Genomic DNA, 13,014 nt, shown 5'->3' with positions numbered 1-13,014 from the left:
TTGATCAACAACCGGCCTTCTTGGAAAGAGAGAGCGAAGATGACAGAGAACCAATGGCCCGAGGATCCCGCTTACACGGCTCCGCCGGCCTCCACAGGAATTCCGGACGAGCGAAGCGCGGCCACCTTCCCGTCCGCTGCCACTCCCCAATACGGCGAGGCACCCGCCGGTGACACCTCCGGGACGTCCCGCAAGGAAGCAGCGAAGGAAGAAGCAGCAGATGTGGCGCGGACTGCCGCAGGCTCCGCGCAAAACGTGGCCCAAACGGCTAAGGAAGAAGTTGCCAACGTCGCCGCAGAGGCGAAGTACAGCGCGCAGGACCTGCTGGCACAGGCAAAGTCGGGACTGACCAGCCAGGCCGGCACGCAGCAGCAGAAGGCAGCCGAAGGCATCCGTACCATGTCCAGCCAGTTGCAGAGCATGGCTGATGCCCCCGATCAGCAGGGCATGGCCAGTGACCTGATCCGGCAGGCTGCCCAGCGCAGCGAGGCCGTTGCTTCCTGGCTGGAGAACAGGCAGCCCGGAGATCTGCTCGGCGAAGTCCAGAGGTTCGCCCGGAACCGCCCGGGCACTTTCCTCCTGCTCGCTGCGGGCGCGGGCGTCCTGGCGGGCCGCCTCACCCGCGGGCTCACCGCCGGCGCAACCGAAAGCCAGGCCGGCACCGGCAGCAGGGGGCTCTCAGGCCAGTACTCCAGCCCCTACGGCGACCAGTACAGCGAGGGCTATGCTCCGGCCGGCGGGACGGTTCCGCCCCCGCCGGTCCAGCTTCCCGCCCCTGGCACCACTACGGCTGGTTATGACGACGGGGCTTCCGGCACCCTGTACCCTTCAGCCACCGCCAGCCCCCTGGGCAGTCCTGACCTCGTGGAAGAAGAACCGTGGTCCGGTAACCGTGCGGCCGAGGACCCCCTTGGTGACCCCCGGCTTGCCGCTGATCCGCTGGATGACGATCCCCTCGCCCGGGACCGCCGGGCCGGCGGGCAGTCAGGCGGGCTCTGATGAGTAGTTCTGTTCCGGAGCCTGCCCCGGGTGCGGCGCATGTGAAGGCGGACAACGCATCGCTGGGTGAACTGCTGGGTGATGTGACCCGGGATTTGTCCACCCTGATGCGCCAGGAAGTGGAACTGGCCAAGGCCGAACTGAAACAGTCCGCCACCAAGGCCGGCAAAGGCGGCGGGATGCTCGCCGGAGCCGGCGTGGCCGGGCACTTCGTCTTGGTCTTCCTCTCCCTGGCCCTGATGTTCGCCCTGGGCGCCCTGATGCCGCTGGGCTGGGCCGCCGTGATCGTCGCCGTCATCTGGGCGATCATCGCCGCCATCCTGGCCTCGATGGGGCGCAAGGAACTCAAACAGATCCAGGGCATGCCCCAAACGGGAGAAACACTCTCCGAAATTCCCCCAACCCTAAAACCAGGTGAGGTAAACCGATGAGCGATAACCCGGACGCAATCCGTGCCGACATAGAAGCCACCCGTGCCCGCCTGGGCACCGACGTGGACGCGGTCGCCGACAAAGTCACCCCCTCCAACGTCGTCCACCGCCAGACCGACAAAGTCAAAGACGCCGTCACCGGAGTCAAGGAGAGGATCATGGGAGCAGCAGACTCAGCCAGCAGTACCGTCCAGGACCGGATGCATTCGGGCACCGGCCACGCCAGCGGCGCCCTGCACAGCACCGGAGACACCCTGCACGACGCCAAAGACAACGTCGGCGCCAAACTCAGTGACGCCGGCACAGCCATCTCGCACACCCCGGACCAGGTCAAAACCAAAACCCAGGGCAACCCCCTGGCCGCCGGCCTGATCGCGTTCGGCGCCGGGATGCTCGTCTCGTCCCTGATCCCGCCAAGCCAGAAGGAACGCGAGGCAGCCCAGCAGCTCAAGACCGCCGCCGAACCCCTGGCCACCCAGGTCACCGACGCCGCCAAGGACATGGTCCAGGACCTCAAGGAACCAGCCCAGGAAGCCATGGAAAACGTCAAAGCCACCGCTACCGACGGCGTCCAGAACGTCAAAGCCGAAGGCCAGCACGCCGCCACCGACGTCAAAGACCGCGCCACCGACGCCAAAGACCACGTCCAAAACACGTAAGCATCCACCGCGGCACCCCAAGGCATGAGCATCACCCTGACAGGCCGGCCCCGCCATCCCGCGGAGCCGGCCTCTCAGTTTTTGCACCCTTAGCGAGAGGACAACCCATGGCCACTCAGGATTCTTCCGAAACCAGCACCGCCAAAGCAGGCCAGGCGCCGGACCCGAACGACAGCCGGAAACCGGACGGCCCCAGGGACGTGGACAAACCGTCCTGGATATACATCCTCAAGAAGACCCTGCGCGAGTTCAGCAAGGATCAGTGCCCGGACCTCGCGGCGGCCCTCACCTACTATGGGGTGTTGTCCCTGTTCCCGGCCATATTGGCGCTGGTTTCACTGATCGGACTCTTCGGGGACCCGCAGAAAACGACGGATGCCCTGCTGCAGATTGTGCAAGGATTTGTCCCGGCTGAGACCGTCGATACCGTTGGCGGCGTTGTCTCGGATCTCGCCAACGCACCCGCTGCGGGGCTCACGCTGGTGCTCGGTCTCGCCACTGCCCTCTGGTCCGCCTCCGGCTATGTCGGGGCCTTCGGCCGGGCCATGAACCGTGTCTACGAAGTGGACGAGGGACGTCCGTTTATCAAGCTGCGCGGCACCATGCTGGTGGTTACCCTCTTTGCCGTTGTCGTCGTCGCCATCCTTGCCGGCATGCTGGTCCTCAGCGGCCCGGTGGCCGAGGCGGTAGGCGGCCTGATCGGACTGAGCGGTGTTTTCCTCAGCATCTGGGACATCGCCAAATGGCCTGTGATGGTGGTGCTTATCATCGTGATCATTGCCGTGCTCTACTACGCCACGCCCAACGTCAAGCAGCCCAAATTCAAGTGGATGAGCATAGGTTCGGGCATCGCGCTGTTCGCCTTCCTGATCGCGTCACTTGCCTTTGGTTTCTACGTAGGCAACTTCGGAAACTACAACAAGACCTACGGCGCCCTGGGCGGCGTGATCGTGATGCTGCTGTGGCTGTGGATCCTGAACATGTCCCTGCTCTTCGGTGCCGAGTTTGACGCCGAAATGGAGCGTGGCCGCCAGCTTCAGGCAGGCATCGAGGCAGAGGAAACCATCCAGCTGCCGCCGCGGGACACCAAGAAGAGCGAGAAGCTTCAGAAGCAGGAGGAGGAGGACATCCGGCACGGGCGCGAACTGCGCGAAAAGTACAGCGCAGAGAACGGCGCAGAGAACGGCCGGAACGAAGATGCCAGCGAGAGTGCAGACAGAAGCCAGCGTTCCGGCCAGTCCGCAGAGCGGCACCGGGACAGGGTCCGGGACAAGCTCCGTGGGCGCAGCACCGGCAGGGAATAGGCGGCAGCCGGCCCTCATGCAAGCGACGGACGGCGGGCGCGGGGCGTCGTTCCCGGGGGCTAGGCAGGACCTTCAAGATGGGGGAAAATTGTTGTAGAGGTTCTGTTGAAGTTTCCCGGGTCAACAAGGTGGTCCGGGGACAAGGCGGGGCCGGCGGTGAGATGGCCTCTTCTGAGACCGAGGCCAGTCCCCCCAGTCGCCGTCGGCCCCCTCGATTCCGGGAATAGACGCGATCCCGGGAATAGACGCGCGACTGGACAAAGTGAGCCACCCTGCCATAGTTTCATGTGTACTCTGCTCGGCACCCCCCGGGGCCGCGCAGGGCCGCTGAAGCAGATACGGCGGCAACACGGTCGAGCCCGAATGAGCGAACATGCCTGCCACCCATTTTGAACAATTTATTGCTGAAGCCGTCGTCGCGGACAGGGAGCCCGGGCTGGGCCTCCGCCGTGACGAGCTCTATGGGCTTTACACCAGTTGGTGCCTGCTCGGGAAAGAGCAACTGCAGGCCCCGGAAGCCTTGTGGGAGGCACTGCAGGCCCAGGGGATCAATCCGGACAGCAACAACTTGTCCATGACGGGTCCCGCCGCCGCCGACTACATCGTGGCCAGCGCGCCCGATCTGGTCTGAGTTCTTTTCCATACCCTGTTGAAGGCGCCTTTGGCTGGTTAGCATAAAGGCATGACCGGCGCATTATCGTCCGCCGGCCACCAGCCGAAGGGAGAATCACCATGGGTTTGGATGACAAGATCGATAATGCCGCGGAAAAGATGGGCGGCAAAGCCAAAGAAACTGCAGGTGCGGCCAAGGGCGACGAAAGCCTGCGCGCTGAAGGTCAAATGGACCAGTCCAAGGCCGATTTGAAGCAGGCCGGCGAAAAAATCAAGGACGCTTTCAAGAAGGATTAGGTCCCCGATAATCCGGCTTTGGAAAAGGGGCTGCTGCGAATTCCGCAGCAGCCCCCTTTTTGTCCTCACCGCTCCAGTCCGCTGCCGGCTTCGAGTGAACGGCCGGCTTCAATTCCCCGCCCGCTTAAGCGAAAATCCGCTAGGCGGGTTCGGTAACCGAAGCCGTGGCAGCCATGGTTTCGGCATTGACCATCCAGGCCAGCTGTTCCAGGCGCTCGATGGCAGCATGCAGCAGGTCAGCGCTGGTGGGATCTTCCTCATCCACTTCGTCGTGGACATCCCTCATGGTCTGGACAGTCCGCTCCAGCCGCCCGGTGATCAGCTTGACGGTGTCCTTCGTGCTGGTCAGCCCCTGTGGGAATTCCTCCAGTCGGCTGCCGGAAGAGACAGTGCTGCTGCGGCCGTCCGGCAGGGCGTGAAGGGCCCTCATTCGTTCGGCTGCCTGATCGGCAAACAGCCGGGCAGCGGCAATAATTTCGTCCAGCTGCAGGTGAAGGTCGCGGAAGTTGGTGCCCACAAGGTTCCAGTGGGCCTGCTTTCCCTGCAGGTGCAACTCAATGAGGTCAGTGAGCACCATTTGCAGGTTACTGGCAAGGGTGGGCGATGCTTTCATCATTTTCCTCCACTAAGCTGCGTATCCGGCTGCCGATCAACCGGGCAATTACTATAAGCATACTTAGCAGTTAATGGAGGCCCGGACATTTGGATGCCGGGGAGCGTCCTACTTTATCCGCGCCAGCGCGAATCCGTCCCAGCCTTTGGAGCCCACGGTCTGAATAACGGTGGCGTCGAGACGGGGGTGCCCGCCCAGCAGCTTAAGGGCATCGAGGATCCCCGGTGCGTTAACAGGATCCATGCCAGGGTCCAGGACCGCGCCCTCCCAGATGGTGTTGTCCAGCACCACCGTGCTGCCCGGCCGGCCGAGCCGCACCGCCCAGTCCAGGTAGTGGCTGTTGTTCTCCTTGTCGGCGTCAATGAAGATGAAGTCGAAGGGGTCCCGGTCCTCCTCGGCCAGCGCGGCGAGCGTGTCCAGGGCAGGTCCCAGCCGGATCTCCACCTTCTGTCCCAGCCCGGCGAAGTCAATATTTGCCCACGCTACTTCAGCGTGCTTAGGGAGGAATTCGCACGTCACCAGCGTGCCGTCGTCGGGCAGCCCCTGCCCCATCCAGATGGTGCTGAAGCCCGCCAGCGTGCCTATCTCCAAAACCCTGCGGGCGCCGGACAGCTGCACCAGGAGCTTCAGGAGTTTGCCTGCGTTGGGCGCCACCTCGATGGGCGGCATGCCGGCCTCAGCGGCGGACTGCACCGCCTGGAGCAGGGCCGGATCAGGATGGACCACGACGTCGGACAGGAACTTTTCGGTGGCGATCCACTCCGGCCGGGGCTTGTGCTCGAACATGGGCACAGTCTGGCACGGGGCTCCCCGCGGGTCCAGAGATTTAGACAGCGGGGAGCCGGTGCCAACGGGCACGAGCCTTAAGAAGCGTCCTGGGCGAGTGCTTCTTCCAGCCGGTCCACCTTGGCCGTCAACTCACCTGAATACCCGGGCCTGATGTCGGCCTTGATGACCAGGGATACGCGGCTGCCGTAGCGGCCCACCGCCTCCGTTGCCCGCTTCACGACGTCGAAAACTTCATCCCATTCACCCTCAATGGTGGTGAACATTGAGTCTGTTGTGTTGGGCAGGCCTGAATCCCTGACGATTTTCACCGCGGCGGCGACGGCGTCGTGAACGGACGCGTCCACGGGCCGGGAACCTTCAGCGGGGGTACCGGAGGGGGCAACGGAAAAGGCAAGCAGCATAGGGCCAGTGTCCCATGGCGGAGGAGCGGACGCAGGCGGAACGTACCGCTGCCGCCGTCACAAAACCCCCTACCCTCCAGTAACGGTGAACGGCAGGACCTCCGTTGCTAACCTTTTGGCATGAGCCTCGCAGTCGCCCGCAAGCCCCTCCGCGCCGACGCAGCGCGGAACGTGGACAAGATCATCACGGCGGCGCGCCAATGCTTCCGCGAGTTCGGCCCGGATGTTCCCCTCCAGACCATCGCAGCAACGGCAGGGGTGGGGCCCGCCACGCTGTTCCGGAACTTTTCGGACAAGGAGGAGCTGGTCCTTGCAGCCCTCAACCGGCAGCTCCGGCTCAGCGTTGATCCTGTGGTGGACGGCGCCCTGGCAGATATCGACGCCGCCGCGGGGCTGCTGCGGGTCCTGGAAGCCCTGATGGCTGCCGCCAGCGACGACGCAAACCTCCTCGGGGCCGTTGCCGGCCGCAGGGAACTGCTGACCGGCATTACGGGCTCACTGATGGAATCGATCAGCGTGCTGCTGGTGCGCGGGCAAGGCCAGGGAAGCCTGCGCGAGGACATCTCCATGACGGACATGTTCCGGCTGCTGGCGATGCTCATTGGAGTTGTGGACACCATGGAACCGGGATCCGATGCGTGGCGCAGGCCCCTGGCCCTCGTGGAGGACGCCATCAGGACTGTCAGGCCCAGCCGCCCGCTCCCTGCCCATGTGCCGGTGCCTGCTGCTCCCCTGCCGCCGCTCCCCTGACAGGCCTGCACCTGGGAAATAACTCCGGACAGGCAGCTCAAACGAGCCCGGGCAGCGTGATTTGGGCGGCAGATTCCCCCATTGTGGGCGCCGGGTCGGTGCAATACACTTCAAGTGGGTTACGCAGCCAGCCTCTCTGTTCGTTCGAGAAGGAGCCATCCATGCCCCAGTTCGTGCACCTCCGGCCGATGGCCGCATCGTGATGAACAGTTCCAGGCTTCTGCACTACATCACCGATCCGCGCGGTCCAGAGGAAGTTCTTCCCACCCTGCCGGCGGAGGAACTGGCAAAACTGCTGGATGCCCTTTTCCAGAACCTGGATACTCCCGAACCGGAATACGGCGCGCAGGCCTGGTATGAGATGGCCGTTGAAGAAAGCGCGCGCCGATCCGATCCGGTCGGTTCAAATTCGAGCGAAGGCGCTGCGCACGGAGTAGCGTGACTGGCCGGCTTAGCTGCTGCCCGCGCCCCTGGCCCGGAGCTCTTCACGCACCAAGGCCCGCAGCGCCAGAACCTGGGATGCAGGATCAAGGTCCATTGCCCTTTGCAGGCTTTCTGACAGCGCCTCAAGATCTTCGGCAGGAACATCGGACAAGCCCGCAAAACGCTTAAAGAATCGTTTGGCTGGAAGCCCTGCGCGGCGACGGCCATTCTTGTGGAAGTGGGGCCGCCCGGCTCTTTCCCCGGCCGCATGCAGTTGATTGTCCATCGTCGCCATTCATAGGAATCATTCGCGGCCAACTGCATAGCCGCTTTCATCCTACAACTGGCCGCTCCCAACGGTAGTGACTGATGTCACGTTCCCGGTACCGGCTCAGTTCCAGCCGAGCATCCGGAGCACGGCAGCAGTTCCCGCACCCACCACCACCACCAGCAGGAACGGCGCCCGCACCGCGAGTGCGATCGCTGCCGCCGCGAGCGCGCCGAGGCGGGCGTCCGCAGCAAGTGACTGCCCGGACGCCACGGCGTTCACCAAGGTGAGGGAAGCCAGCAACCCGATGGTCATGGTTCCTGCCACCCTCGACATCCGCGGGTTCTCGAGAAGCTTGGCCGGGACAAAGTACCCCATCAGCTTCCAGGCATAGGCCAAGGCGCACGCAATGAGCAGCCAGATCCAGAGGCTCATGTGTCCACTCCGGATACGCCCTGGCCGCGCTCCCGGCCTTCCGCTTGCCGGCCTTCAGCTTGCCGGTGATCCGCGCCGCGGTGGTGGTGCTCCCGGTAAGGCTCCACATCCGGCTCCAGGCCCTCGTCGCTGCGCCCGTGGCTGTACCAGCCGATCAGCGCCGCCACCACGGCTGCCACCAGGATCGGCACGCCGGCCGGAACGAACGGCACCGCCACCACCGTGGCTACCGCGCAAACCACCGCGATGGCGATCGGTTCGCGGCCCTTGAGCCGGGGCCAGAGCAGTGCCAGGAAAGCAGCCACTGCCGCCCCGTCAAGCCCCCATTGCTTCGGGTCGCCCAGCCCGCTGCCGGCAAGCGCCCCCACCGCAGTGAACAGATTCCAGAGCACGTAGATGCCAAGGCCCGCTGCCCAAAAGCCGCGGTGCTGTTCAGCGGGATCGGTCTGCCCGGTGCTGGTGGCGGTGGACTCGTCGATGGTCACCTGCGCAGCAACGTATTTGCGCCATCCGGTGGGGTGCAGGAGCGCGTTGAGCTGCATGCCGTAGATTCCGTTGCGCATGCCCAGCAGCGTGGCCGCGCTCATCGCTGCGATGCCTGAGCCGCCTCCACCCACCACGCCGATGAACGCAAATTGCGACCCGCCGCTGAACAGCAGCAGGCTCAGTGCCATGGTCTGCCAAAAGTCCAGGCCGGACGTGACGGACAAGGCGCCGAAGGAGACCCCGTACAGCCCGGTGGCAACACTGATGGAAAGCCCCACGCGAACGGCAGGCGACTGCAGGAGCTTCACGTCCAGGCTCCCGGCGCAGGCTTGCCGGGACGCAGCGCAGGCTTTCGAAGGCTCCAGGCCCACAGGATGAGCGGCACCTGAAGCGGAAGCCGCAGCGTGTGCACCGTGCGCTCGGCGGGAGTCCCTTCGGGGCTGTAGGCCCGCCGGAGGGCGTCGACGTGCCCGGCCAGGAAGACGGCGAACATGGCGGTGAGGGCGGTGGCCGTTGCCTTGCGCGCCGGCGGGACAAGGATTACGACGGCGGCCGCCAGTTCCAGCAGTCCACTCACGGCAATCCATTCCTCCCGTGTCATCACCGCGAGCGGCCCATGACGGTGCGGTTCCGTACCGCTTTCCCTGTCCTCCAGGCAGAGGTAGTCCGGCACCACCTGGCGGTAGAACCGGGGCTCGCGGAAGTGTTTCATGGCGCTGGCCAGCAGGAGGGCACTCATGGCCGCAGCGGAAAGGCTCTGGGGGGCCTGGCCGGACCGGGGAAAAAGCATGCCTCCACTCAATCACAAGCGCGGCAGGGCCCTAAAACCGGTCAGGCCCAGGCGAGCGCGGAACTTCCGTAGGCTGCTGGCGGGCCGGGGTAGTCCAGCGGCTGTCCGTCCACCAGGAGGGGCGGCCCCGCGTAGCGCAGCTCCCCGTAGGTGCTGGCCATGGTGCACAGTTCGGGTGCGGGTAGCTCGGGTCGGGGCAGCCCGGGTTCGGGCAATGCGAAAAGCTCCTCGGCGGTGCGGGCCAAGGACAGCCGTGCCGATCCGCCAAGCCCCTTGTGCCGGCGCCTGGCGAGCAGGGCGATCGCTGCCGCTGCCACGCCATACCCGGTGGCATGGTCCAGGGCCTGGACAGGCAGCGCACCCGGCTGCCACTCGCCGTCGTGGTTCCCTGCCCCGTAAAGTTCGGCGATTCCGGTTGCCGCCTGGACAATGCTGTCGAAGCCGCGCAGGCCACTCCAGGGCCCCGCGATTCCCCAGCTGTCCAGCGTGACCACCACCAACTCCGGCCGGACTGCCAGCAGCATTTCCGGTTCCAGCCCGAAGCGGTTCAGGGAGCCGCGGCGGTACCCCGTGATGACAACATCGGCGGTGGCCAGCAACTGTTCCAGCAGGTGCCGGTTCCCGGGCGTTGCCAGGTCCGCCTCTGCGCTTCTCTTGCCAAACCCTGTGTCCACGAACTGATCGGTAATTTCGGGAAGGCCCGGCGGATCAAGCCGCAGGACGTCGGCGCCAAGCGACCCCAGCAACCGGGTGGATACGGGTCCGGCAATGACGCGGGTCAAGTCCAGCACCCGCACTCCGGCCAGGGGGCGGAATGGGTCGTCCCCGGGCAAGTGCCTGGGCTTTGGCCCGGCACTTCCACTGCCGGCAAGGCGCAGGTCGATCCAAGGCCCCGTACGGGCAGCGCTGCCCATGCCTGAGTTGAGCCACTCCTGCCGGCTTCGAACGGCGGCGGCGATTCCTCCCCGGGCCTGGATCGCGGCTTCTGCTTCGAGCGAGGACATGGCGGCGAGGGCTGCAGCCACCCCGTCTGCCGTAGTGGCGTCCAGCGCCTGCATCAGCCGCTGCACATGGTGCGGGTAGTTGGCATGGAGCCGGATCCAACCGTCACGGGTACGCCGGAAGCCGGACAGCGGGGCGAAGCCCTGGATCTTACGCCCGTCAATGCGCAGGTGGCCGTAGGAGTCGAAGGCGGCCGCGGCCAGGGCAGCAGTGGTGCCGAACCGGCCCCGCCTTCCTGTCAGGAAGTTCAAAGCTGCGGCCGCAGCCCCCACGGAACCGAGTGCCAGGCCTTCTACGTCCAGCGCACCGCGCCACCACCGCCGGGGACCGGACCAGGAAGCGGCCGCCTCACCCATCACCAGCCCCGCGTCGGTGAACACCGGCTCCAGGCAGCGGTACAGCGGAGGAACGGCGCCGGCAGCTTCCCCGGCCATCTGCCTCCCTACCTTCCTTGCGGCGACGCCATGTGCAGCTGCCCCAACACGCGGGCGGGCACGTTGGTGGTGATCTCGTGGATGCCCAGTCCCTGGCACAGCGACACGTCCTGTTCAGTGTCCACGGTCCACACCCGGAACCGCCGGCCCCGCTCCAGCCATCGAAGGATGGTGGAAGGATGCCGGCGGACATAGTCCACACCGGGGCCGGCCAGTCCGGCTTCGCCGGCATCCAGGATCCGCTCCCCTTCCAGCTGGGCAGCTTTCATCACGTTCGCGATCGCGCCCCCGGTGATCAGTCCCAGGCCCAGTTCCCCGCGGAGTTCCCGCACGTCCACGTCGTCCACCAACTGGCAGACGTACTGCGGCGGAACGGACCGGAGGAGCCGGCGGACGGACTCCGGGCTGAAGCTCATAAAGGTCACCGAGACGTTATCCACCGAAGAGTCCGCCGCCTCCCAGCCCTCGGTCCGGAGGACCTCAAGCACGCGGTCCTCCAGCTTGAGCTGGTACGGGCTGGGATGCTTCAGCTCAATAGCAAGCCTCACGGGCCGGCCGGCATGGCGGAGGATCTCCAGCAGCTCGGGAAGGGTCAGAAACTGCTCGGAGCGCGCCCCGTACATTTCAGGGATGCGAACACCCTTCCAGGAGGAAAAGTCCAGGCGGCGGAGTTCGCGCAGTGTCCGCTCCGCCGCCGGCCCGGTTCCATCGGAAGTACGGTCCAGGTTGGCGTCGTGCAGGAGGATGACGTGCTGGTCGCGGGACAGGTGGACGTCGCACTCCACGCCATCGGCTCCGTCCGCCAGCGCCTGCAGGTAGGCTGCGCGGGTGTGTTCGGCGAACGCGGCGCTCGAACCGCGGTGGGCGAAGACCAGCGGCCGCTGCGGCAGTGACTCGTCAGTAGTCATGCAGACACGGTAGCGGACCCGGCCCGGACTGCGGGACTAGGCTTGGCACATGCAGGGGAACTCTGAGCCAACTACCCGGGAAGCACCCGCCAGGCCGGCAACGTCCGGGGCACCTCCCGGAAGGGACCGCACAAAGGCGCGTGCCGCCGTCGTCCGCCAGCAACTCACTGCCGGTGACGCCGAAAAGGCGGCAGCGCTGCGGAAGATGAAGCTCGTGGCGCTGGCGCTGCTGATTGCCATGGCCGTTGTTTTTGTCTTTGCGTTCGCGCTGCAGCGGGAGTATCCGTGGCTCCAGTACGTGCGGGCTGCCGCCGAGGGCGGCATGGTGGGTGCGCTGGCCGACTGGTTCGCCGTCACCGCGCTGTTCAAGTACCCCATGGGCATCAAGATCCCGCACACAGCCATCATTCCGCGGCGCAAGGACCAGATCGGCGCCTCGCTGGGCGAGTTCGTGGAAACCAATTTCCTGTCGGAAGAGGTGGTCCAGGACAAGCTCGCCAGCGTCAACATCGCCCGCCGCGCGGGCGAGTGGCTTGCCGCGCCGGGTGGCGCTGAGCGCGTGGCCAAGGAGGGTGCCGCCGTCATCCGCGGCGCTTTCAAGGTCCTGAACGACGACGACGTCCAGGCAGTGATCGAGGGAATGGTGCGTAAGCACCTGCTGGCTCCGCCGTGGGGACCTCCCGTGGGCAGGATGGCCGAGCGGATTTTCCACGATGGCCACCACCACAAGCTGGTGGACCTGCTGGTGGACCGGGCTGCGGACTGGGTGGATGATAACCACGAGACCGTGACCCATCTGGTGTCCGACCGCTCCCCCACCTGGGTCCCGCAATTTGTAGACGGCCTGGTGGGCGACAAGGTCTACGTGGAAATCCTGAAGTTTGTCCGCGCTGTGCAGGCCGACCAGAACCACCAGGTCCGGCAGCAGATCGACAAGTACCTGAACGACCTCGCCCAGGACCTGCAGCACGATCCGGCCATGATCGCCCGTGCCGAGGACATCAAGGCACAGGTCCTGGGGGACCCCGAAGTGCGTGAACTCGCCTCCCGAACCTGGGGCACGGTGAAGAATGCACTGCTGGGCGCCGTTGACGATCCGGACAGCGACCTGACCATCAAGTTCAAGGGAGCCGTCCGCGACTTCGGCTCCCGGCTGGTCAACGACCCCGAACTGGCGGGGAAGGTGAACGCCTGGATCGGCGACGCCGCTGGCTACCTGGTACGTACCTACCGGTCCGATATCGCCGCGGTCATCACGGATACGGTGGCCCGGTGGGATGCCGAGGAAACGTCCCAGAAGATCGAGCTGCAGGTGGGCAAGGACCTGCAGTTCATCCGGATCAACGGAACCGTGGTGGGCTCCTTGGCCGGCCTGGCGATCTTTACGGTGGCGCACCTGATCTTCGGGTGAGT

At 65.5% G+C, this 13,014-nt stretch carries 18 protein-coding genes; 9 read left to right on the top strand and 9 right to left on the bottom strand.

The genetic code is table 11. The annotated features are described in order from the left end of the window. Window positions 1–39 precede the first annotated feature (39 nt). The 6 genes from QFZ36_RS15430 to QFZ36_RS15405 all read left to right on the top strand — a co-directional run bounded on the left by QFZ36_RS15430 (window position 40) and on the right by QFZ36_RS15405 (window position 4,302). Window positions 40–999 (top strand): hypothetical protein, encoded by a 960-nt coding sequence (locus QFZ36_RS15430; RefSeq protein ID WP_306637795.1) that lies wholly within the window; start codon window positions 40–42, stop codon window positions 997–999. Next, entirely contained in the window at window positions 999–1,430 is a 432-nt protein-coding gene (locus tag QFZ36_RS15425) for a phage holin family protein (protein ID WP_306637794.1), read from the top strand. The genes QFZ36_RS15430 and QFZ36_RS15425 overlap by 1 nt, the downstream gene beginning before the upstream one ends. Further along, window positions 1,427–2,089 (top strand): DUF3618 domain-containing protein, encoded by a 663-nt coding sequence (locus QFZ36_RS15420; protein ID WP_306637793.1) that lies wholly within the window; start codon window positions 1,427–1,429, stop codon window positions 2,087–2,089. Before QFZ36_RS15425 ends, QFZ36_RS15420 begins: the two co-directional genes overlap by 4 nt. A 107-nt stretch (window positions 2,090–2,196) precedes the next feature. Further along, window positions 2,197–3,393: a YihY/virulence factor BrkB family protein gene (locus QFZ36_RS15415; protein WP_306637792.1), complete on the top strand. Its 1,197-nt coding sequence runs from the start codon at window positions 2,197–2,199 to the stop codon at window positions 3,391–3,393. 373 nt (window positions 3,394–3,766) lie between these two features. After that, on the top strand, window positions 3,767–4,024 hold the full coding sequence (locus QFZ36_RS15410; RefSeq protein WP_306637791.1) for a hypothetical protein: 258 nt from the start codon (window positions 3,767–3,769) through the stop codon (window positions 4,022–4,024). 101 nt (window positions 4,025–4,125) lie between these two features. Then, window positions 4,126–4,302, top strand: a complete 177-nt coding sequence (locus QFZ36_RS15405; RefSeq protein WP_306637790.1) for a CsbD family protein — start codon at window positions 4,126–4,128, stop codon at window positions 4,300–4,302. Window positions 4,303–4,441: 139 nt separating this feature from the next. On the opposite strand, the gene QFZ36_RS15400 is transcribed toward QFZ36_RS15405, so the two are convergent. From QFZ36_RS15400 to QFZ36_RS15390, 3 genes are all read right to left on the bottom strand, one after another. Continuing rightward, window positions 4,442–4,915: a Dps family protein gene (locus QFZ36_RS15400; RefSeq protein WP_306639239.1), complete on the bottom strand. Its 474-nt coding sequence runs from the start codon at window positions 4,913–4,915 to the stop codon at window positions 4,442–4,444. Window positions 4,916–5,023: 108 nt separating this feature from the next. Continuing rightward, a complete protein-coding gene (locus QFZ36_RS15395) occupies window positions 5,024–5,701 on the bottom strand; it encodes an O-methyltransferase (protein WP_306637789.1) in 678 nt (225 codons plus the stop codon). A gap of 77 nt (window positions 5,702–5,778) precedes the next feature. Next, complete coding sequence (locus QFZ36_RS15390; RefSeq protein WP_306637788.1) at window positions 5,779–6,105, bottom strand: thiamine-binding protein; 327 nt, start codon at window positions 6,103–6,105, stop codon at window positions 5,779–5,781. Window positions 6,106–6,225: 120 nt separating this feature from the next. Here QFZ36_RS15390 and QFZ36_RS15385 point away from each other — a divergent pair, with 120 nt between their 5' ends. Together QFZ36_RS15385 and QFZ36_RS15380 are read left to right on the top strand one after the other, a co-directional pair. Continuing rightward, window positions 6,226–6,855, top strand: coding sequence for a TetR/AcrR family transcriptional regulator (locus QFZ36_RS15385; RefSeq protein WP_306637786.1), 630 nt, complete (start codon window positions 6,226–6,228; stop codon window positions 6,853–6,855). Between the two features lie 202 nt (window positions 6,856–7,057). Then, on the top strand, window positions 7,058–7,297 hold the full coding sequence (locus tag QFZ36_RS15380) for a hypothetical protein (RefSeq protein ID WP_306639238.1): 240 nt from the start codon (window positions 7,058–7,060) through the stop codon (window positions 7,295–7,297). A gap of 9 nt (window positions 7,298–7,306) precedes the next feature. On the opposite strand, the gene QFZ36_RS15375 is transcribed toward QFZ36_RS15380, so the two are convergent. From QFZ36_RS15375 to QFZ36_RS15350, 6 genes are all read right to left on the bottom strand, one after another. Next, window positions 7,307–7,573 (bottom strand): hypothetical protein, encoded by a 267-nt coding sequence (locus QFZ36_RS15375; RefSeq protein WP_306637784.1) that lies wholly within the window; start codon window positions 7,571–7,573, stop codon window positions 7,307–7,309. A gap of 96 nt (window positions 7,574–7,669) precedes the next feature. Further along, window positions 7,670–7,981 (bottom strand): AzlD domain-containing protein, encoded by a 312-nt coding sequence (locus tag QFZ36_RS15370; RefSeq protein WP_306637782.1) that lies wholly within the window; start codon window positions 7,979–7,981, stop codon window positions 7,670–7,672. After that, window positions 7,978–8,775: an AzlC family ABC transporter permease gene (locus QFZ36_RS15365; RefSeq protein ID WP_306637781.1), complete on the bottom strand. Its 798-nt coding sequence runs from the start codon at window positions 8,773–8,775 to the stop codon at window positions 7,978–7,980. Before QFZ36_RS15365 ends, QFZ36_RS15370 begins: the two co-directional genes overlap by 4 nt. Next, on the bottom strand, window positions 8,772–9,257 hold the full coding sequence (locus QFZ36_RS15360) for a DoxX family protein (protein ID WP_306637780.1): 486 nt from the start codon (window positions 9,255–9,257) through the stop codon (window positions 8,772–8,774). The genes QFZ36_RS15365 and QFZ36_RS15360 overlap by 4 nt, the downstream gene beginning before the upstream one ends. A 41-nt stretch (window positions 9,258–9,298) precedes the next feature. Next, complete coding sequence (locus tag QFZ36_RS15355) at window positions 9,299–10,693, bottom strand: CoA transferase (protein WP_306637779.1); 1,395 nt, start codon at window positions 10,691–10,693, stop codon at window positions 9,299–9,301. Between the two features lie 8 nt (window positions 10,694–10,701). Continuing rightward, complete coding sequence (locus tag QFZ36_RS15350; RefSeq protein WP_306637778.1) at window positions 10,702–11,601, bottom strand: glycerophosphodiester phosphodiesterase; 900 nt, start codon at window positions 11,599–11,601, stop codon at window positions 10,702–10,704. A gap of 49 nt (window positions 11,602–11,650) precedes the next feature. Between QFZ36_RS15350 and QFZ36_RS15345 the strand changes: the two genes are divergently transcribed. Beyond that, the gene (locus QFZ36_RS15345) at window positions 11,651–13,012 is read left to right on the top strand and encodes a DUF445 domain-containing protein (RefSeq protein ID WP_306637777.1); all 1,362 of its coding nucleotides are present in this window, start codon (window positions 11,651–11,653) and stop codon (window positions 13,010–13,012) included. The last annotated feature ends 2 nt before the right edge of the window (window positions 13,013–13,014 follow it).

The sequence above is a fragment of the Pseudarthrobacter siccitolerans genome (assembly GCF_030823375.1).
In the GTDB taxonomy this organism is placed as follows: domain Bacteria; phylum Actinomycetota; class Actinomycetes; order Actinomycetales; family Micrococcaceae; genus Arthrobacter; species Arthrobacter siccitolerans_A.
Note: the sequence above shows the minus strand (reverse complement) of the source record. Positions and strands in the feature narration are given on the sequence as shown.

What these genes read in the sequence shown, in the direction of transcription:
- QFZ36_RS15395 (WP_306637789.1), bottom strand. Translation starts at nt 5,701, where the DNA reads ATGTTCGAGCACAAGCCCCGGCCGGAGTGGATCGCCACCGAAAAGTTC.
- QFZ36_RS15370 (WP_306637782.1), bottom strand. Translation starts at nt 7,981, where the DNA reads ATGAGCCTCTGGATCTGGCTGCTCATTGCGTGCGCCTTGGCCTATGCC.
- QFZ36_RS15405 (WP_306637790.1), top strand. Translation starts at nt 4,126, where the DNA reads ATGGGTTTGGATGACAAGATCGATAATGCCGCGGAAAAGATGGGCGGC.
- QFZ36_RS15360 (WP_306637780.1), bottom strand. Translation starts at nt 9,257, where the DNA reads ATGCTTTTTCCCCGGTCCGGCCAGGCCCCCCAGAGCCTTTCCGCTGCG.
- QFZ36_RS15385 (WP_306637786.1), top strand. Translation starts at nt 6,226, where the DNA reads ATGAGCCTCGCAGTCGCCCGCAAGCCCCTCCGCGCCGACGCAGCGCGG.
- QFZ36_RS15350 (WP_306637778.1), bottom strand. Translation starts at nt 11,601, where the DNA reads ATGACTACTGACGAGTCACTGCCGCAGCGGCCGCTGGTCTTCGCCCAC.
- QFZ36_RS15425 (WP_306637794.1), top strand. Translation starts at nt 999, where the DNA reads ATGAGTAGTTCTGTTCCGGAGCCTGCCCCGGGTGCGGCGCATGTGAAG.
- QFZ36_RS15400 (WP_306639239.1), bottom strand. Translation starts at nt 4,915, where the DNA reads ATGAAAGCATCGCCCACCCTTGCCAGTAACCTGCAAATGGTGCTCACT.
- QFZ36_RS15430 (WP_306637795.1), top strand. Translation starts at nt 40, where the DNA reads ATGACAGAGAACCAATGGCCCGAGGATCCCGCTTACACGGCTCCGCCG.
- QFZ36_RS15420 (WP_306637793.1), top strand. Translation starts at nt 1,427, where the DNA reads ATGAGCGATAACCCGGACGCAATCCGTGCCGACATAGAAGCCACCCGT.
- QFZ36_RS15375 (WP_306637784.1), bottom strand. Translation starts at nt 7,573, where the DNA reads ATGGCGACGATGGACAATCAACTGCATGCGGCCGGGGAAAGAGCCGGG.
- QFZ36_RS15390 (WP_306637788.1), bottom strand. Translation starts at nt 6,105, where the DNA reads ATGCTGCTTGCCTTTTCCGTTGCCCCCTCCGGTACCCCCGCTGAAGGT.
- QFZ36_RS15410 (WP_306637791.1), top strand. Translation starts at nt 3,767, where the DNA reads ATGCCTGCCACCCATTTTGAACAATTTATTGCTGAAGCCGTCGTCGCG.
- QFZ36_RS15380 (WP_306639238.1), top strand. Translation starts at nt 7,058, where the DNA reads ATGAACAGTTCCAGGCTTCTGCACTACATCACCGATCCGCGCGGTCCA.
- QFZ36_RS15415 (WP_306637792.1), top strand. Translation starts at nt 2,197, where the DNA reads ATGGCCACTCAGGATTCTTCCGAAACCAGCACCGCCAAAGCAGGCCAG.
- QFZ36_RS15355 (WP_306637779.1), bottom strand. Translation starts at nt 10,693, where the DNA reads ATGGCCGGGGAAGCTGCCGGCGCCGTTCCTCCGCTGTACCGCTGCCTG.
- QFZ36_RS15345 (WP_306637777.1), top strand. Translation starts at nt 11,651, where the DNA reads ATGCAGGGGAACTCTGAGCCAACTACCCGGGAAGCACCCGCCAGGCCG.